The organism is Pseudomonas cannabina (assembly GCF_900100365.1).
In the GTDB taxonomy this organism is placed as follows: Bacteria; Pseudomonadota; Gammaproteobacteria; order Pseudomonadales; family Pseudomonadaceae; genus Aquipseudomonas; species Aquipseudomonas cannabina.
Genome location: NZ_FNKU01000001.1, coordinates 3,967,011 through 3,986,396 on the forward strand (window position 1 = coordinate 3,967,011; position 19,386 = coordinate 3,986,396).

16 protein-coding genes and 1 pseudogene are annotated in these 19,386 nt (G+C 60.5%); 7 read left to right on the forward strand and 10 right to left on the reverse strand.

Features of this window, described 5'->3' with window-relative positions:
- The first annotated feature begins 3 nt into the window (after positions 1-3).
- Genes pqqC through BLT55_RS18770 form a run of 4 tightly spaced genes read left to right on the forward strand, consistent with a single transcriptional unit; the run spans position 4 to position 3,997 of the window.
- Complete coding sequence (gene pqqC / locus BLT55_RS18755) at positions 4-759, forward strand: pyrroloquinoline-quinone synthase PqqC (protein ID WP_054999109.1); 756 nt, start codon at positions 4-6, stop codon at positions 757-759.
- A complete protein-coding gene (gene pqqD, locus BLT55_RS18760; RefSeq protein WP_054999108.1) occupies positions 756-1,040 on the forward strand; it encodes a pyrroloquinoline quinone biosynthesis peptide chaperone PqqD in 285 nt (94 codons plus the stop codon). The genes pqqC and pqqD overlap by 4 nt, the downstream gene beginning before the upstream one ends.
- On the forward strand, positions 1,033-2,202 hold the full coding sequence (gene pqqE / locus BLT55_RS18765; RefSeq protein ID WP_054999107.1) for a pyrroloquinoline quinone biosynthesis protein PqqE: 1,170 nt from the start codon (positions 1,033-1,035) through the stop codon (positions 2,200-2,202). Before pqqD ends, pqqE begins: the two co-directional genes overlap by 8 nt.
- Positions 2,165-3,997 (forward strand): S9 family peptidase, encoded by a 1,833-nt coding sequence (locus tag BLT55_RS18770; RefSeq protein ID WP_054999106.1) that lies wholly within the window; start codon positions 2,165-2,167, stop codon positions 3,995-3,997. Before pqqE ends, BLT55_RS18770 begins: the two co-directional genes overlap by 38 nt.
- A gap of 41 nt (positions 3,998-4,038) precedes the next feature.
- On the opposite strand, the gene BLT55_RS18775 is transcribed toward BLT55_RS18770, so the two are convergent.
- From BLT55_RS18775 to bioB, 10 genes are all read right to left on the reverse strand, one after another.
- Positions 4,039-4,200 carry a YqaE/Pmp3 family membrane protein gene (locus BLT55_RS18775; RefSeq protein ID WP_002555565.1) on the reverse strand — a complete coding sequence of 54 codons (162 nt, stop codon included), beginning with the start codon at positions 4,198-4,200 and terminating at the stop codon, positions 4,039-4,041.
- 387 nt (positions 4,201-4,587) lie between these two features.
- Entirely contained in the window at positions 4,588-6,366 is a 1,779-nt protein-coding gene (locus BLT55_RS18780; protein WP_054999105.1) for an acyl-CoA dehydrogenase C-terminal domain-containing protein, read from the reverse strand.
- Positions 6,367-6,533: 167 nt separating this feature from the next.
- A complete protein-coding gene (locus BLT55_RS18785) occupies positions 6,534-7,832 on the reverse strand; it encodes a GGDEF domain-containing protein (RefSeq protein ID WP_054999104.1) in 1,299 nt (432 codons plus the stop codon).
- A gap of 350 nt (positions 7,833-8,182) precedes the next feature.
- On the reverse strand, positions 8,183-9,988 hold the full coding sequence (locus BLT55_RS18795) for a phenylacyl-CoA dehydrogenase (protein WP_054999103.1): 1,806 nt from the start codon (positions 9,986-9,988) through the stop codon (positions 8,183-8,185).
- A gap of 344 nt (positions 9,989-10,332) precedes the next feature.
- Entirely contained in the window at positions 10,333-10,629 is a 297-nt protein-coding gene (locus tag BLT55_RS18800; protein ID WP_007247982.1) for a hypothetical protein, read from the reverse strand.
- Positions 10,630-10,782: 153 nt separating this feature from the next.
- Entirely contained in the window at positions 10,783-11,463 is a 681-nt protein-coding gene (gene bioD, locus BLT55_RS18805; protein WP_054999116.1) for a dethiobiotin synthase, read from the reverse strand.
- A 31-nt stretch (positions 11,464-11,494) separates the two neighbouring features.
- On the reverse strand, positions 11,495-12,304 hold the full coding sequence (gene bioC / locus BLT55_RS18810; RefSeq protein WP_054999102.1) for a malonyl-ACP O-methyltransferase BioC: 810 nt from the start codon (positions 12,302-12,304) through the stop codon (positions 11,495-11,497).
- Positions 12,297-13,028, reverse strand: a complete 732-nt coding sequence (locus BLT55_RS18815; protein WP_054999101.1) for an alpha/beta fold hydrolase — start codon at positions 13,026-13,028, stop codon at positions 12,297-12,299. The genes bioC and BLT55_RS18815 overlap by 8 nt, the downstream gene beginning before the upstream one ends.
- Positions 13,021-14,211 (reverse strand): 8-amino-7-oxononanoate synthase, encoded by a 1,191-nt coding sequence (gene bioF, locus BLT55_RS18820; RefSeq protein WP_054999100.1) that lies wholly within the window; start codon positions 14,209-14,211, stop codon positions 13,021-13,023. The genes BLT55_RS18815 and bioF overlap by 8 nt, the downstream gene beginning before the upstream one ends.
- 65 nt (positions 14,212-14,276) lie before the next feature.
- Positions 14,277-15,335: a biotin synthase BioB gene (gene bioB / locus BLT55_RS18825; RefSeq protein WP_054999099.1), complete on the reverse strand. Its 1,059-nt coding sequence runs from the start codon at positions 15,333-15,335 to the stop codon at positions 14,277-14,279.
- A 90-nt stretch (positions 15,336-15,425) separates the two neighbouring features.
- On the opposite strand from bioB, the gene BLT55_RS18830 reads away from it, so the two are divergent.
- The 3 genes and pseudogenes from BLT55_RS18830 to BLT55_RS18840 all read left to right on the forward strand — a co-directional run bounded on the left by BLT55_RS18830 (position 15,426) and on the right by BLT55_RS18840 (position 19,198).
- Complete coding sequence (locus BLT55_RS18830) at positions 15,426-16,160, forward strand: ComF family protein (RefSeq protein ID WP_054999098.1); 735 nt, start codon at positions 15,426-15,428, stop codon at positions 16,158-16,160.
- A gap of 275 nt (positions 16,161-16,435) precedes the next feature.
- Positions 16,436-17,200, forward strand: coding sequence for a TOBE domain-containing protein (locus BLT55_RS18835; protein ID WP_054999097.1), 765 nt, complete (start codon positions 16,436-16,438; stop codon positions 17,198-17,200).
- 81 nt (positions 17,201-17,281) lie between these two features.
- Positions 17,282-19,198 (forward strand): annotated as a pseudogene (locus tag BLT55_RS18840) (PhoX family protein).
- The last annotated feature ends 188 nt before the right edge of the window (positions 19,199-19,386 follow it).

The window sequence follows — 19,386 nt, forward strand, 5'->3', positions numbered from 1 at the left end:
GACATGAGCGAAGCGACTGCGTTGTCCCCCGCTGAATTTGAGCAGGCCCTGCGTGCCAAGGGCGCGTACTACCACATCTATCACCCGTTTCACGTGGCGATGTACGAAGGCCGCGCGACCCGCGAGCAGATTCAGGGCTGGGTCGCCAACCGTTTCTACTATCAGGTGAACATTCCGCTCAAGGACGCAGCGATTCTGGCCAATTGCCCGGATCGCGAGATTCGTCGCGAATGGATTCAGCGCCTGCTCGATCACGATGGCGCGCCCGGTGAAGACGGCGGCATCGAAGCCTGGCTACGCCTCGGTGAGGCGGTCGGGCTGGACCCGGATCAACTGCGCTCTCAGGAACTGGTGCTGCCGGGCGTGCGCTTTGCGGTCGACGCTTACGTGAACTTCGCCCGTCGCGCCAATTGGCAGGAAGCGGCCAGCAGCTCGCTGACCGAACTGTTCGCGCCGCAGATCCATCAGTCGCGGCTGGACAGCTGGCCGCAGCATTACCCGTGGATCGACCCGGCCGGTTACGCGTATTTCCGCACTCGCCTGGGCCAGGCCCGGCGCGATGTAGAACATGGCCTCGCGATCACGCTACAGCACTACACTACGTATGAAGGCCAGCAGCGTATGCTGGAAATCCTGCAGTTCAAACTCGACATTCTGTGGAGCATGCTCGATGCGATGTCCATGGCCTACGAGCTGAATCGCCCGCCGTATCACAGTGTTACAAACCAGAAGGTCTGGCATAAGGGGATTACGCTATGAAGCACGATCCGACGTTCCGCGCGTTGACACCCACGTGGCACCAAGGCTATCGCTTTCAGTACGAGCCGGCGCAAAAAGCCCACGTGGTGCTTTACCCTGAAGGCATGATCAAACTCAATGACAGCGCGGCCATGATTGGCGGGCTGATCGATGGGCAGCGTACGATCGCTGCCATCATCCATGAGCTTCATCAGCAGTTCCCGAATGTCCCCGAACTGGGCATGGACGTCGACGAGTTCATGGAAGGCGCCAAAAAGAAAAACTGGATCGATCTTGTCTGACATCACGCCCGCTACCAACAGTCCCTACATTCCGCCCACGCCCGAGGTCGGCCTTCCGCTGTGGCTGCTCGCCGAGCTGACCTATCGCTGCCCGCTGCAATGCCCTTACTGCTCCAACCCGCTGGATTTCGCCAAACAGGGCCAGGAGCTGACCACCGAGCAGTGGTTCAAGGTCATGCAGGAAGCGCGGGAAATGGGGGCGGCGCAGATCGGTTTTTCCGGCGGCGAGCCGCTGGTGCGTCAGGACCTCGCCGAGCTGGTCGCCGAAGCGCGCCGGCTGGGCTTTTATACCAACCTCATCACCTCGGGCATCGGTCTGACCGAAGAAAAGATCATCGCCTTCAAACAAGCGGGGCTGGACCATATCCAGATCAGCTTTCAGGCCAGCGACGAGCAAGTGAACAACATGCTCGCCGGCTCGAAGAAAGCCTTCGCGCAAAAGCTGGAAATGGCCAAAGCGGTTAAAAAGCATGGCTACCCGATGGTGCTGAATTTTGTCACCCATCGGCACAACATCGACCGGATCGACAAGATCATCGAGCTGTGTCTAGCGCTGGAGGCGGACTTCGTCGAACTGGCGACCTGTCAGTTTTACGGCTGGGCGCATTTGAACCGTATTGGCCTGCTGCCGACCAAGGATCAACTGGTGCGTGCCGAAGCCGTCACCAATCAATACCGGGCGCGGCTAGAGGCGGAAAATCACCCGTGCAAACTGATCTTCGTCACCCCCGATTACTATGAAGAGCGCCCCAAGGCCTGCATGAATGGCTGGGGCAATATCTTCCTGACCGTGACCCCGGACGGCACTGCCCTGCCCTGTCACGGCGCGCGGCAGATGCCGATCCAGTTCCCCAACGTGCGTGACCACAGCATGCAGCACATCTGGTACGACTCGTTCGGCTTCAACCGTTTTCGCGGTTACGACTGGATGCCCGAGCCGTGCCGTTCGTGCGACGAGAAAGAAAAGGACTTCGGCGGCTGCCGCTGCCAGGCGTTCATGCTGACCGGTGATGCGGCCAACGCCGATCCGGTGTGCAGCAAATCCTATCACCACGGGATCATCACTCAGGCTCGCGACGAGTCCGAAACCGCTACTCAAACCATTGAAGAGCTGGCCTTTCGCAATGACCGAAACTCACGACTCATCGCAAAATCTTCCTGAACCCCTGACTGCCGCTCAGGCGGTTGCAGCGGGCGTCGACTTCGCCGAGCTGGACGTCAACTCCGCAGGCCTGTTCTGGAATGAATATCGGTCCGAAGACGGGGCCAGTCGCCTCTGGCACTGGTACGCGAACAGCAAGCGCTGCCTGACGCCGCAGGGCTACAGCGTGCGCAGCCGGGTGTATGAATACGGCGGCGGGTCGTTCTGCCTGGCCGACGACGGTGTGGTGTTCGTCAATGAACGCGATCAGCAGCTTTATCGACAGGCGCTGGACGCCAGTGAACCGCTGGCCCTGACTCATGGCGACAAACGTTACGGCGGCCTGTTTTTCAGCAACGACCAGGTTCTCGCCGTCGAAGAAGACCACGACACCCACCGGCTGGTCGCCATCGCCTTGGTGGATGGTCAGCGCACGCTGCTGGCCGAAGGCGCCGACTTCTACGCGTCACCCGTTATCAGCGCCGACGGCAAACGCCTCGCCTGGATCGAATGGCAGCGCCCCCATCAACCGTGGACCCGCACCCGCCTGATGTGCGCAACCCGGCAGGACGATGGCCACTGGGGTGCTGCGTTGTGTGTTGCAGGTGATGACACCGAAGAATCCTTGCAACAACCGCGCTTCGACGCGCAGGGCCGGCTGTTCTGCCTGACTGATCGCGGCGGCTTCTGGCAGCCATGGGGCGAGTCGCCTTCCGGGTTTGCACCGCTTGCGGCCGCGCCCGCTGATCATGCGTCCGCGCCGTGGCAACTGGGCAGTTGCACCTGGCTGCCGATCAACGAGGGTTATCTGGCCAGTTGGGCGCAGGACGGCTCGTGGGTACTGGGCCTTAAAAACGCAGACGGCTCGGCGCAGGATTTCAGCGCCGGATACAACCGGTTCCGCAGCCTGGCAGTCGACGAAGACTTTATCTACTGCATCGCAGCCTCGGCGGTCAGCACCTCTGCCGTGCTGGCCATCTCCCGAGCCGATCAACGCGTGCAGGTGTTGGCCGGTGGCGGCTCTCCGTTGCCGGTCGAGCAGATCAGCCTTCCGCAGGCGTTGCGCTATCCCAGCGGCGGCGCCGAGGCTTACGGTTATTTCTACCCAGCCATGACCGGAGTGCAAACGCCGCCGCTGGTGGTCTTCATTCACGGCGGCCCGACGTCGGCCTGCTACCCGGTGCTGGACCCGCGTATTCAATACTGGACACATCGCGGGTTTGCCGTGGCGGACCTGAACTATCGTGGCAGCAGCGGCTACGGCCGCGAGTATCGACAAAGCCTGCATCTGACCTGGGGCGTGGCGGATGTCGAGGATGCCTGTGCGGTGGTCAGCCATCTGGCCGAACGTGGTCTGATCGATGAGCAGCAGGCGTTCATACGCGGCGGCAGCGCAGGCGGTTATACCACCTTGTGCGCACTCGCCTTTCAAGACGTGTTTCGCGCCGGGGCCAGCCTGTACGGGGTCAGCGATCCGGTAGCGCTGGCGAAGGCCACGCATAAGTTCGAGGGTGATTATCTGGACTGGCTGATCGGTGACCCGCTCAAGGACATCGAGCGCTATGAGGCCCGCACGCCTTTATTACATGCAGAACGCATCAGCGTGCCGGTGATTTTCTTTCAGGGCGAACTGGATGCCGTGGTGGTGCCGGAGCAGACGCGTTCCATGCTCAAGGCCTTGCAGGACAGGGGCATCAAGACCGAAGCGCATTTTTATCCGGACGAGCATCATGGGTTCCGCAAGGCAAACAACCTGGCAGATGCGCTGGAAAAGGAATGGAAGTTTTACCGGGATGTGCTTGATGCGGCCGATTGATCGTTCCTGCTGAAGGAACGATCAACCAAAGCGCCAGGGCGTTACTTACGCGAAACGATGATGTAGATCGCGTGGATGATGCCCGGAATGTAACCCAACAGGGTCAGCAGGATATTCAGCCAGAAAGCGCCAGCAAAGCCGACTTGCATGAACACGCCCACGGGCGGCAGCAGAATGGCGAAGATGATACGAATGATGTCCATGGGATGCTCCTGAGTGATTGGCTCTAAATGGCCATACAGCTAATCGACCTTGGGCATCGATGAGGGTTCAACAGCTGTGGCAAGGTGCCAGTCTTTTCCTCGAAAAATCACGCCGGATATTCGCTCCGCACAGTATTTCGTGCTCCGCGAAGTCTGAATGCCTGAAACGCAGACAAAGAAAACCCCGCCGAAGCGGGGCTTTCCAGACTGTTTCCCTGATTTCTCTTTCACCCCGCCATCCTGGCAGGCTTCCCTACGTGTCCTTGTTATGTCTGATTGCGCTTCCTGCGCTACGTCCATGAACAAAGATTAACTTTGGATCCTTTTTTTGGGAAGAGGCCAAATGGCACCACGACGTGTAAGTAAATGCTTACAGACTTTTCCCGATCAGAATTGTGACGCTTCCAGCAGGAACAGCGACTCGCTGCCCGCGCGCACAGATGCATCCAGCGAGTGGATACGCGGCAGCAAACGGGCGAAGTAGAAGCGCGCCGTGCCCATTTTGCTGGCGTAAAATTCTTCCTGCTGCTCCTTGCCGACGGCAGCCTTGGCCATCATTGCCCACATGTAGGCGTAGGCGGTGTAACCGAACAGGTGCAGATACTCCACCGACGCCGCGCCGATTTCGTTGGGGTTGTTACGCGAGCGGTCCAGCACCCACGCGGTCAACTCATCCAGCATGTTCAGCGCCGAGGTCAACGGCCGGGTGAATTCGCTCAGCGCACTGTCGGACGCACTGATGAACTGACGCACTTCATCCGAGAACAACTGATAGAAGGCGCCGTTAGAGCCGACGATCTTGCGGCCGACCAGATCCAGCGCCTGAATGCCGTTGGTGCCTTCGTATATCTGTGTGATACGCACGTCACGCACCAGTTGCTCCTGGCCCCATTCGCGAATGTAGCCATGGCCGCCAAACACCTGCTGGCCATGTACCGTGGTTTCCAGGCCGATATCACTGAGAAACGCTTTGGCCACCGGCGTCAACAGCGCGACCAGGTCATCGGCACGTTTGCGCGCCGTGTCATCGTCGCTGAACTTGGCAATATCCAGTTGCAGCGCGACGTAGCTGGAGAACGCCCGACCGCCTTCGTTGAAGGCCTTCATGGTCAGCAGCATGCGCCGCACATCGGGGTGGACGATGATCGGGTCAGCGGCCTTGTCTGTGTTTTGTGCACCAGTCGGGGCACGGCTTTGTATGCGATCGAGGGCATATTCGATAGCGTTCTGATAAGACTGCACGCCCGACGCCAGGCCTTGAATGCCGACGCCCAGGCGCTCGTAATTCATCATCGTGAACATTGCCGCCAGGCCCTTATTCGGCTCGCCGATCAGGTAGCCGACCGCGTCGTCGAAGTTCATGACACAGGTCGCGGAGGCCTGAATACCCATCTTGTGCTCGATGGAGCCACAGCTGACGGTATTGCGCTCGCCAACGCTGCCGTCGTCACCGACCATGAACTTGGGCACCAGAAACAGCGAGATACCTTTCGGCCCGGGCGGCGCGTCAGGCAGCTTGGCAAGCACCAGGTGAATGATGTTTTCCGTCAGATCGTGCTCGCCGCCGGTGATGAAAATCTTGCTGCCGGTGATCCTGTAAGTCTCGTCAGGCTGAGGCTCGGCTCGGGTGCGAATCATGCCGAGGTCAGTACCGGCGTGCGCCTCGGTCAGGCACATCGACCCGGCCCAGGCGCCCGAATACATATTGGGCAGGAATTTGGCCTTGAGCGCTTCACTGGCGTGGGTGTTAATGGACACGCAGGCACCGGAGGTCAGCATCGCGTACAGACCAAAGGCCAGGCTGGCGGAGTTGATCATCTCTTCGACCTGCGCCGAGACCACCTTGGGCATGCCCATGCCGCCGAACTCGGGATTACCGCCTACGCCCACCCAGCCACCTTCGGCGTAAGTCCGATAAGCTTCAGGGAAGCCCGCCGGGGTAGTCACGACGGTGTCTTTCCAGTGACAGCCTTCTTCATCACCGTTACGGCTCAGCGGGGCGATGGTCTTGCTGGTGACTTTGCCGGCTTCTTCGAGAATGGCGTCGACCGTTTCAGCATCGACTGTTTCGGCCAGCTCAGGCAGTTGCGCCCAGAGTCTGGAAACCTCGAACACTTCATTGAGGACGAAGCGCATATCGCGCAGCGGCGCTTTGTAGTCAGCCATGGCAAACCTCGTGAACACGTAGCGAGAAACTTGGGAGGCCGATCGATGCGTGCAGCGAGGCAGATCAGCCGTCGGTTTTCACGAGTCTACCCGAACAACATTTCAGACACATAGGGTCGTGTCATGACTGATTAGTCACAACAGGTCACGTGAGTAGAATGATTTGATCAGGCCGATGTTTCGGTTGTGCGCACGGCACCGCGCCGGTTCAACTGGTCGAAAGCGACGACGCAGTTACGGCCTGCGCCCTTGGCGGCATATAACGCCTGATCGGCGCATTTGAGCACTTCTTCCGCGCCGCGATGTTCCGGCTGACGCTCGGCAACACCGATACTGATTGTCACCGACAAGCTGCCTGTATGCGCCCCGCCACGCCGCTGCCGGCCTTGCTGATCGTCCTGAGGACGATTGTCTTTATTGCGCAGCTGGATTTCGTACTGGGCGATGGTTTCACGAATCGCTTCCAGATGCGGCATGCATTCATCGAGCGTCCTGGCAGCAAAGACGATGGCAAATTCCTCGCCCCCATAGCGATAAGCCTTGCCGCCGCCGCTGGTGATTTTTGACAGTTTGCTGGCAACCAGACGCAACACTTGATCGCCAACATCGTGGCCGTAGGTGTCGTTGAATTTCTTGAAGTGATCGACGTCGCTCATCGCCAGCACATAGTTGCGGCCCAGGCGCTGCATCCTTTCATTGAGCGCACGACGGCCGGGAAGCCCGGTGAGTTCATCGCGAAAGGCCATCTGATACGCCTCGTGGGCGACGGCCGCCGCAATCATCAACATCACCTGACTGCACAGAATATTCAGCGTGAATGGCAGGATGAACGTCTTCGGCAGTGCCCAGAACAACCCCAGCAGACCGACGATTTGCGCGGCATGCAGCGGTCGCGGCTTTTCCAGGTACTGCCAGACCAGCACCCCGAACGACACCAGAAACATCAGATAGGACAACTGGATCAGGCTCATCCAGTCGCCATGCAAGGCAGGCCAGCGAATGTCCGCGAGCCAGGCTTGCAGTTCGACCGGATAACTTTGCTCGAGTCCCAGCGCCACGCTGCTCAGCGCCACCAGCACCGCGAGCCTGGCGACCATGTCCTGGAACAGGTGAGTGCGCTCTTCCCAGGCTGCGTACAGGCCGAACAACACCGGTAGCAACAGACAGACCAGATGGAAAATCACCGCCGCGTCATCACGAACCTTGCCATTGTCGCGGTAATAGTCCGTCTGGGTATCCAGCAGGTAATAGGCGATGTAGACGGTGAGCATCAGAAACAGCTCACGTTGTCGTCGGTAAACACAACAATAAGCGCCGCCCAACAGCAGGACCAGCGTGGGCAGCACATTGAACAGCGAGGTGAAGAAGACGTTCAGGTCCTTGACGTACGCAGCCGCAAGCCCTGCCACCAGCAGCATCAGCGAGGGCAAAAAATGACTCAGGCGTGCAGCGGATGGACGCAACAAAAGGGGTTATCTCCTGCCCTGGAACGAACCGATATCATTGTGCCTTCATCCGGCGAACAATGCATTCAGCAGGATCGATAACGGGCTACTTTCTGTAACGGCAGCCGATGGGAAATGTTTATTGCATGGAGCGTGCGGAACGATAATCTCAACTATCGTGCGACGCTCCGCGTCGCATGCGTTTCTGGACGCTCCGCGTCCGATCTTGAATATGCAGCGCGACGCAGATCTATGACACGGAGCGTCACCCAAGGCATTCCCACGCTGTAAAGCGTGTGAAACGAAAGGTGTCCAGACATAAAAAAACCGCCTGATCAATGATCAGGCGGTTTTCGTGACTAACGCAGGGCTTAGTAAGCCAGGCCGAAGTCTTCTTCTTTCATGTCCATCAGGTTGGCAGCGCCTGACAGGATAGCTGCAGCATGCGTGCGGGTGCGCGGCAGGATGCGCTGGAAGTAGAAACGTGCAGTCTGGATCTTGGCGCGGTAGAACGCTTCGTCCGAGGTACCGGCTGCCAGCTTCTCGGCGGACAGGCGGGCCATGTCGGCCCAGAAGTAGGCCAGGCAGGCATAACCGGAATACATGATGTAATCCACCGACGCTGCGCCCACTTCTTCACGGTCCTTCATGGCCGCCATGCCCACTTTCATGGTCAGTTCGCCCCATTCCTTGTTCAGCGCAGCCAATGGCGTCACGAACTCCTGAACGGCCTCGTTGCCTTCATTGCCCTGGCAGAACTTGTGGACGATCTTGGTGAAGCCCTTGAGCGCCTCGCCTTGGGTCATCAACACCTTGCGGCCCAGCAGGTCGAGTGCCTGAATGCCGGTGGTGCCTTCGTACAGCATCGAAATACGGCTGTCGCGAACATTCTGCTCCATGCCCCACTCGGCAATGAAACCATGACCGCCGTAAACCTGCACACCGTGGTTCGCGGCTTCGAAACCGACTTCGGTCATGAATGCCTTGGCAATCGGCGTCATGAACGCCAGCAGTGCGTCGGCGGCTTTCTTCTGCTCTGCATCGTCGCTGTATTTGACGATATCGACCTGCTTGGCCGTGAAGTACACCATGGCACGCGTGCCCTCGGCGAAAGCCTTCATGGTCAGCAGCATGCGACGCACGTCCGGGTGAACGATGATCGGGTCAGCGGCCTTGTCCGGCGCTTTCGGCCCGGTCAGCGAGCGCATCTGCAGACGGTCACGAGCGTATTTCAAGCCACCCTGGAACGCGATCTCGGCATGCGCCAGACCTTGCAGTGCCGTGCCCAGACGCGCGGTGTTCATGAACGTGAACATGCAGTTCAGGCCCTTGTTCGGCGGACCGATCAGGTAGCCGGTGGCGCCGTCGAAGTTCATCACGCAGGTCGCGTTGCCGTGAATACCCATCTTGTGCTCGATGGAGCCACAGTTCACCGCGTTGCGCTCACCGATGCCGCCATCGGCAGCCGAGAGGAACTTGGGCACGATGAACAGCGAAATGCCTTTGGTGCCTGCCGGTGCATCCGGCAGGCGCGCCAGCACGATGTGGACGATGTTATCGGCCATGTCGTGTTCGCCAGCAGAAATGAAGATCTTGGTGCCGGTGACCTTGTAAGTGCCATCAGCCTGAGGCTCGGCTCTGGTGCGTAACATGCCCAGGTCAGTGCCGCAGTGCGACTCGGTCAGGCACATGGTGCCGGTCCATTCACCGGACACCAGTTTGGTCAGGTACGCGTCCTGCTGCTCGGGCGTGCCGTGCTCGGAGATCGTGTTCATCGCACCATGCGACAGGCCCGGGTACATGCCCCACGACCAGTTGGCTGAACCGACCATCTCGCTGACCGCCAGGCCCAGCGATTCAGGCAGGCCCTGACCACCGTGCGCGAGGTCATGCGCCAGGCTTGGCCAGCCGCCTTCGACAAACTGTTTGTATGCCTGTTTGAAACCGGTCGGCGTCTTCACGCCCGACTCACTCCAGGTGCAGCCCTCGGTATCGCCCACCCGGTTCAGCGGCGCAAGCACCTGCTCGCAGAACTTGGCGCCCTCTTCGAGAATGGCATCGACCATGTCCGGCGTGGCATCGTGGCAAGCGGGCAGACTTTGATAATGCGCTTCATAGCCGAGCAGTTCATCACGAACGAAACGAATATCACGCAAGGGGGCCTTGTAGTCAGGCATAGCGATAACCTCTGCTGATGAATCCTGGAACGAATGACCGGGCGGTCGCTGGGGACATACCCTCAAGCACCAGACAATCTCGTATGCCTTGCGGTCAAACAGGTGTTTGAAACATACGTTTACGCCCAAACCTTGTCAATAGCGAACCGTGCACCATTCGTCCACGGCCTTGCCACAGGCGCCGTAACAGCCGGGCACAGGCACATGCGCACCGTTCGGGGAAAACGTTAGCGGAAGTCTAGTGAAGGGAACAGGAAGAAACAGAAGTGATAGAGGACAATGATGCGGAGTAATTCATAGATCGACGCCGTGCGCGAAGGGCACGGCGCAAGGTGGTGCGAACATCAGGCGTAGGTGTCGATCAGCGTGCCCAGCATCTCGTTACTGGCCCTCTGTGCAGCAAGCCCGGCTTCAAACTGGTCCTTGCCGGCTGCGAGCTCGACAATATTGGCTGGCAGCTCGGAACGCTGACTGCGGTCGACCGAGCGCAGGTTTTCGAGCTGAAAGTCCGAAGACTGGCTTCTGCCGGAGACTTCGACATTGGAGCTGGCGATCTGGGTGGCAGCCTGGTCCACACGGCTCTGCCCGACCTGCATGGCGCTCAGACCCGGGTACAGGGTGTTGTTCATGGTGATTTGCATACGCCGATCCTCAGTTCAAAAAACGAACACATGCCATTGAAGCAGCTATTGCACAGAAATACTCGACAACCAGACCAATGGCACTAGGCCGCACCGTCGCCAGAATCGTGAAAACCCGAAACCCCTTTGAGGGTCAGTCACATAGCGTTGCTGTTAGCACAGCTTGCCGATATCCAGATACCGCGCCACATTTTCGGCGCTGGCGCTGCTCAGTCGAGGCACGCGTCCGAGACACGGTGCAGGCAGACGCTCGATCAAAGTGGCAAGGTTTTCGTCGAGCCGCGACGTTTCACCGTCGATGACATTCGCCACCCAGCCCGCCAGATGCAAACCGTCCCGAGCGATAGCTTCGGCGGTCAGCACTGCATGATTGATACAGCCCAGCCGCACGCCCACCACCAGAATCACCGGCAATTTCAGGCCGATGGCCAGATCGGACAGATAGCTCTGCCCGGCCAACGGCACACGCCAGCCACCGGCGCCTTCGATCAGGGTGAAATTTGCCTGTTTGGCCAGTATGTGGCGCATTGGTTGCAGCAACGAATCGACTGTCAGCATGACCCCGGCCTCACGCGCCGCCAGATGCGGAGCAATCGCAGGTTCCAGCGCCAACGGGTTGACCTCGTCGTACGCCAGTTCGAAGGAGCACTCGGCCCGCAACGCCAACGCGTCAGAATTGCGCAAGCCCTCTGACGTCATGACGCAACCGGACGCGACGGGTTTGCCGGCCGCAGTACTCAGGCCGGCCAGCCGGGCGGCATGCAGCAGCCCGGCCGCCACCGTGGTTTTGCCAGCGTCGGTATCGGTTCCGGTAATGAAGTAGGCAACGCTCATTTCGGTCATCTTTCCTTACAACATAATGCCATCAGGCTTTTTCAAGAACCGCGTACAGCACTTGGTACGTGGCGGGCAGCCCGGCCTCCTGACGGAAGCGCTCGTAGGCCTGAACCATGCCCAGAATCCGCGCCCGCCCGGTCAGGCCGTTCGGGCGTCCCGGATTGAGATTGTGTGCGCCGAGTGCCTTCAGCTCATGGGTCAGGCTGCGCACGTCCGGGTACTGCAGCACCTGTGGGCGAACCTCGAGACTGCGCACCCGCAGGCCGCTGGCGGCACACAGCTGGCGGTAGTCATCTTCATGACGAAAACGGTTTACGTGCACCCGGCCGTCAACGGCCTGCCAACTGTCGCGCAACTCGTACAACGTTCCCACGCACAGGCTGGCGAAGGCAAACACACCACCCGGCTGCAATACGCGATGGGCTTCATTCAGCACTGCTGCAAAATCGGCGCACCATTGCACGGCAAGGCTGGAGAAAATCAACGCGCAGCTCTGGTCACGCAGCGGCAGATGTTCGGCATCCCCGGCAATGAAGTGCTGCGCCCCGCCGAGTGGCTGCGCGTGGCGCAACATGCCTTCGGCGATATCCAGCGCAATGCCTTCGCTGTGATCGAACGCCTGCGCGAGCGCCCGGCTGAAATAACCGGTGCCGCAGCCCAGGTCCAGCCAGCGCGAAGGCGTGAATCCCGCAGGCAGGCGCGCCAGCAACTGATTGCCAACGCTGCGCTGCAAGTCAGCGACGCTGTCGTAGCTGCCTGCCGCTCGGGAAAACGACGCCGCGACCTGACGCTTGTCGGGCAGCATGGACGGCGGTTTAGGGTTGGAAAGATCAGTCATCGCCTGACTCGTGCAGAAAAGCATGGATGGCAGCCGCCACGCCGTGGGGGTTTTCCACAACAAACGCGTGGCTAGCCTGTTCGATCAGGCCCACTTCGACATCCGGCAACAAGGCCAGCAGATCACCCGCTGCCTCGGCCGGCACGAAGGCATCCAGCCCGGCGAACAGGTGCAGCTGCGGGCCGCGATAGGTTTGCAGCGCGCTGCGGGTGTCCAGTTGTTTGAGCACTTTCAGCCCGTCGACCAGCGTGGTGGACGAGGTATGCGGCGCACCGGCCTTGAGCAACCGTGCCAGGCCGCGCGGGTCTTCTGCGCCATTGGTGCATAACAGACTGAAACGCTTGAGCGTCGCGCTCGGATCGACAGAACAGCCCGCCAGAAACGCATCGAAATCCACAGCGGGCATTGCATGCGGCCAAGCGCCATGAGTGACGAAACAGGCGTTGCTGGCCAGGGTCAGCAATCCGCAGCAGCCTTCACCGCGTCGCGCGGTCAGTTCGGCCGCGAGCATGCCACCGAGCGACCAGCCGCCCAGCCAGGCGTCGTCAGGCAGGTTGGCGTCCAGTTCGTCGAGCCAGTCTGGCAGGTCGCAGCTGTCGATTTCCGGCAACGGCTCGATCTCGACGCGCAAATGTTCGTCCAGGCCGCGCAACGCATCCGCAAGCGGTTGCAGCGGTGAGATACCCAAGCCCCAGCCCGGCAGCAAAATCAGTCGATCACGCATGAACGGACTCCGTGGATTCACTTGCATCCAGCAGCGGATAGCACTGCTCCAGCGCATTCAATAATAGCTGCACGTGAGCCTCGCTGTGGGCTGCCGACAACGTCACGCGCAACCGAGCGCTGCCCGCAGGCACGGTGGGCGGGCGGATAGCAGTGACCAGCAAGCCACGTTCGCGCAACAACTGAGACAGACGCACTGCTCGCCCCGCGTCGCCGATCATGATCGGCTGGATCGGCGTGAAGCTGTCCATCAATTGCAGACCGAGCTGCTCGGCACCGCGACGAAACTGCTGGATTAAATTTGCCAGATGCTCACGACGCCAATGCTCGCTGCGCAACAACTGCAGGCTTTTCAATGTGGCGCAGGCCAGCGCAGGTGGCTGGCTGGTGGTGTAGATGTACGGGCGAGCAAACTGGATCAGGGTTTCAATCAGCTCTTCACTGCCCGCCACAAATGCCCCGGAGGTGCCGAACGATTTGCCCAGCGTACCGACCAGCACCGGCACATCCTCCAGGCTCAAGCCGAAATGCTCGACGATCCCCCCACCGTTTGCTCCCAGCGGCCCGAAGCCGTGCGCATCGTCGACCATCAGCCAGGCGCCTTTGGCCTTGGCAGCCTGCGCCAGCGCAGGCAAGTCAGCGATATCACCGTCCATGCTGAACACGCCGTCGGTCACTACCAGCGTATCGCCGACAGACTTCTCCAGACGCGTGCCCAGGCTGTCGACGTCGTTGTGCAGATAGCGCGAGAACCGCGCGCCGCTGAGCAGACCGGCGTCCAGCAGCGACGCATGATTGAGACGATCTTCCAGCACCGTATCGCCCTGCCCGACCAGCGCCGTCACCGCGCCGAGGTTGGCCATGTAGCCGTTGGAGAACAACAGCGCACGTGGGCGTCCGGTCAGCTCGGCCAGCGCTTCTTCCAGTTCGTGATGAGGCGCGCTATGACCGATCACCAGATGCGACGCTCCGCCGCCCACCCCCCAACGCTCGGCACCCGCTTGCCAGGCAGCGATCACTTCGGGGTGATTGGCCAGGCCCAGGTAATCGTTATTGCAGAACGCCAGCAACGGCTGACCATCGACCACGACCTGCGGGCCTTGCGGGCTTTGCAGCAGCGGGCGTTGGCGATAAAGGTGTGCGGCGCGACGGGCATCGAGGCGCGTGCGGAGATCGAAAGACATGCGGGCCCCGGTGCGGGAGATGGCGATTCAAAGCGGGCCGATGGCAACCGGCCCGCTCAAGGGGGTCAGGCAGAAGCGGCGCCGTAGAACATCGCGCTGCTTTGCTGCTCGACCAGCGCCTGCTCGATGGCAGCCTGATGCACTTCGTCGGCATGGCCTTCGCCCGCTTCAGGTTTGATGCCCAGACGCGAGAACAGCAGCATGTCCTTGTCGGCCTGCGGGTTGGCGGTGGTCAGCAACTTGTCGCCGTAGAAAATCGAATTGGCCCCGGCAAAGAACGCCAGCGCCTGCATTTGCTCGTTCATGGCTTCACGCCCGGCGGACAGACGCACATGGGACTTGGGCATCAAGATCCGCGCCACGGCCAGCATGCGGATGAAGTCGAACGGATCGACGTCCTCGGCGTTTTCCAGCGGCGTGCCGGCAACCTTGACCAGCATGTTGATCGGCACCGACTCCGGGTGCTCCGGCAGGTTGGCCAACTGAATCAACAGCCCGGCGCGGTCGTCGAGCGACTCGCCCATGCCGAGAATACCGCCCGAGCAGATCTTCATCCCGGCATCACGCACGTAAGCGAGGGTTTGCAAACGCTCGCTGTAGGTGCGGGTGGTGATGATGCTGCCGTAGAACTCCGGCGAGGTGTCGAGGTTGTGGTTGTAGTAATCCAGCCCGGCGGTGGCCAGCGCCTCGGTCTGTTCCTGATCGAGACGACCCAGGGTCATGCAGGTTTCCAGGCCCATGGCTTTCACGCCTTTGACCATCTCCAGCACATAAGGCATGTCTTTGGCAGACGGATGCTTCCAGGCCGCGCCCATACAGAAACGGGTCGAACCGATGGCCTTGGCACGCGCCGCTTCTTCGAGAACCTTCTGCACTTCAAGCAGCTTTTCTTTCTCAAGCCCGGTGTTGTAGTGGCCGGACTGCGGACAGTACTTGCAGTCTTCCGGGCAGGCACCGGTCTTGATCGACAGCAGCGTGGAGACCTGAACGCGGTTGGCGTCGAAGTGAGCGCGGTGCACCGTTTGCGCCTGAAACAGCAGGTCATTGAATGGCTGTACGAACAGCGCCCTGACCTCGGCTAAAGTCCAGTCGTGACGCAAAGTGGCGGTGGTGCTGGCGCTCATCGGGCGGCTCCTTGGTGTTTCTGGGCAATGCGCGAGGGCGGGAAAGACCACAGGCGCTACACGGATGTCGGGCATATTTAAGGAAGAGCCATGCGCTGTCAACCCAGCTACAAGCACGAGGTTTACATCTGGTTAAAAAACAAACAGGCCTGTTTGTTGTGCGACGAACGCAGTGAGGTGCCAGCGCCTGTCTGTGTGCCGTGCGAAGCCGAGTTGCCGTGGCTTGGCGACCAGTGCGAACGCTGCGCACTGCCGATGCTTATTTCCGGCCTTGAGTGCGTGCAATGCAGCAAATGGTCACCCGCTTTCGCTCAGGTGATCGCGCCATGGCTGTATGACTTTCCGGTCGACAGCCTGATTACCCGCTTCAAACACAACGGCAAATGGCCAATGGGCCGACTGCTGGCCGAGCTGTGCGGGCACTTCATCCAGCACCGTTTCGATGAAGGCCAGCCGCGCCCGGACTGTCTTTTGCCTGTGCCGCTGGCTACCAAACGCCTGCGCCAGCGCGGTTACAACCAGGCCGCGATGCTCGCCGGGTGGCTGGGCCAGCAACTGCAATTGCCTGTCGATGAACAGCACGTGCTGCGCAGCCGCGAGACCACCGCGCAACAGGGTCTCGACGCCAAAGCGCGCAAACGCAACTTGCGCGGCGCATTCACGTTGCGCGACCCCGACTGGGTGCACGGCAAACACCTGGCGCTGGTCGACGACGTACTGACCACCGGCTCGACGGCAGAGGTTATTGCTCGATTATTGAACAGCGCAGGTGCGCGACGGGTGGATGTGTATTGCCTGGCGCGGACGCCCAAGCCGGGGGATTGAATGGGCGAGGTGCTCATCTCTATACACAAGCCCGCTTTTAATATCGCTCCCACGCTCCGCGTGGTAGCGCAGCTGTGGACGCTCCGCGTCCGGTCTTAAGCCAGCAGCTCGGCGCAGAATTGTGACGCAGAGCGTCACGAAAAGCATGCCAACGCGGAGCATTGGCACGATAGTCATCCCCAGACGTTCATAGCTCCCACGCTCCGCATCCGCTTTTCGACGCCACGCACCAGAGCGATCATACTGCCCGCTCATCCCAGCCATCGCGGATCGCCATGTCCCTGCCTCCCTTACTCACGCAACACATGGTCCGTCGCCCGCAACGTATTGCACTGTTGCAGCACATTGCCGAGCAGGGTTCGATCACCCGCGCCGCCAAGAGCGCCGGGTTGAGTTACAAGGCGGCCTGGGACGCCATTGACGAACTGAACAATCTGGCGCAAAAGCCGCTGGTCGAGCGCAGCGTCGGTGGGCGCGGTGGTGGCGGCGCCAAACTGTCGGTCGAGGGCGAACGGGTGCTGCGTCTCTATCAACGCGTGCAGGCAGTGCAGGCTCAGGTGCTGGAAGCCGCCGAAGACAGCAGCGATCTGGAGCTGCTCAATCGCCTGACCCTGCGCACCAGTGCGCGCAACCAGTTGCTGGGACGTATCGTCGCCATCACCCGTCAGGGCCACAACGATCAGATTCGCCTGCGACTGGCCGATGAGGTGTTTGTCGACGCGCAAGTGACCCACGACAGTACGCTGGACCTGGGGCTGGAATTTGGTACCGACGCAGTCGCGCTGATCAAGGCCGGCTGGCTGGAACTGCATGCTGATAACGCAGAAGAAACAAATGGAAACAATTGCCTGATCGGGCAGATCGAAAGCGTGATCGACGCTGACGATGGCCCCAGCGAAGTGCGTATAAAGCTCCCGAGCGGCCAGACACTCTGCGCCCTGGCGACGCCTCAGCACTTGCAGGCTCAACAGCTGAAAACTGGCGTCGTGGTGCAGGCACGATTCGCGGCATCGTTCGTGCTGCTGGGTATCCCCTCTTAAACGCCGGCAAGTCATCACCGCGACACAATTCCGTCATATGCGCGCACTAAGGTGGCTGCCATATTCGAGGGAGCCGTGATGATGAAACTATTAGAAGAAAATCAAACTACCAATCTGGAAAACCTGGTCGGCGCAAACCGGGTCGGCCTTACCCGTCGCGGCTTCATCAGCGCGGGCGCCTTGTGTGGGGCAGCGATGTTCCTGGGCGGCAATATCCTCAGCCGCACCGCTCTGGCCAACAGCGTCAGCGCCGCTTCTGGCGCATTGCTGGGTTTCTAGAGCATCCCCACCGCCACGGCCGACAGCATCAGTTTGCCGAAAGGCTACACGTCATCGGTCCTGATCAGCTGGGGTCAGCCGTTGCATGCAGGCGGCCCGGCGTTCGACCCGAGCGGCAAAGGCACCGCCAAGGCGCAGGAAGTGCAATTCGGCGACAACAACGACGGCATGTGCCTGTTCCCGATGCCGGGTCACAAAGACCGCGCGCTGATGGCGATCAACAACGAATACACCAACTACCGTTATCTCTTCGATCACGGCAAAGAGCCGCAGTCGGCTGAAGAGGTGCAGAAGGCACTCGCCGCTGAAGGCGTGTCTGTGATCGAGGTCCAGCAGAAAAACGGCAAATGGCAGTTCGTTGAGGACTCGCGCTACAACCGTCGCATCCACGGCAACACGCCGATCAACCTGAGCGGCCCGGCAGCCGGGCATGACTGGCTCAAGACGGAAGCCGACAAGAGTGGCAGCCACGTCCTCGGGACATTCCAGAACTGCTCCAGCGGCCAGACGCCGTGGGGCACGTACCTGACCTGTGAAGAGAACTTCACTGATTGCTTCGGCAGCAGCAACCCGGAGCAGAAGTTCGACGCTGGCATGAAACGCTACGGCGTCGTGGCCGCCAGTAAAGAAATCAACTGGCACCCGCACGACCCGCGTTTCGACGTGGCGAAGAACCCCAACGAAGTGAACCGTCACGGCTGGGTGGTCGAGATCGATCCGTTCGACCCTGAATCGACGCCGGTCAAACGCACCGCGCTCGGCCGCTTCAAGCACGAGAACGCAGCGTTCACGCAGACCAAAGGCGGGCGCGCCGTGGTGTACATGGGCGACGACGAGCGTGGCGAGTTCATCTACAAATTCATCAGCCGCGACAAGATCGATCACCAGAACCCGAAAGCCAACCGCAATCTGCTGGACCACGGCACCTTGTACGTCGCGCAATTCGACGCGGGCGACAGCAACCCGGATCACCCGAAGGGCAAAGGCCAGTGGATCGAACTGACCCACGGCAAGAACGGCCTGGACGCCGCTGCCGGTTTCAATAATCAGGCAGAAGTGCTGATTCATGCGCGCCTGGCTGCCAGTGTCGTGAAAGCCACACGCATGGACCGCCCGGAATGGATCGTGGTCAGCCCCAAGGACGGCCAGGTGTATTGCACGCTGACCAACAACATCAAACGCGGCGATGAAGGTCAGCCGGTAGGTGGACCGAACCCGCGCGCCAAGAACCAGTACGGGCAGATCCTGCGCTGGAGCGAGGAAGGCAGCAATCCTTCGGCGATGGCGTTCGAATGGGACCTGTTCGTGGTCGCCGGCAACCCGGCGGTGTATGCCGGTACGCCGCAGGCCGGGTCGAGCAACATCAACGCGCAGAACATGTTCAACAGCCCTGACGGCCTGAGCTTCGATCAGGCGGGTCGCCTGTGGATTCAGACCGATGGCGACTCCAGCAACAAGGGCGACTTCGCCGGCATGGGCAACAACCAGATGCTCTGCGCGGACCCTGCCAGCGGTGAGATTCGTCGCTTTCTGGTGGGCCCGGTCGGTTGCGAAATCACCGGCATCAGTTTTGCGCCGGACTACAAGACGATGTTCATCGGCATCCAGCATCCCGGCGAAAACGGCGGCTCCACCTTCCCCGAGCATTTGCCTGACGGCAAACCGCGCTCATCGGTGATGGTGATCACCCGCGAAGATGGCGGCATCATCGGCGCCTGATCGGCTCTAGAATGTGTATTTTTTGTGGGAGCGGACCGGGCGACGCTTCGCTTGTCCGCGAAGACGGTAGTTCAAACAATACATTTTCGGAGAATGCACCGGCTCCTTCGTGGACAAGTCCACTCCCACGGCCTTCGGCCAGAATCCAAAGCAGGCGAAGGCCGTGGGAGCGGACTTGTCCGCGAAAG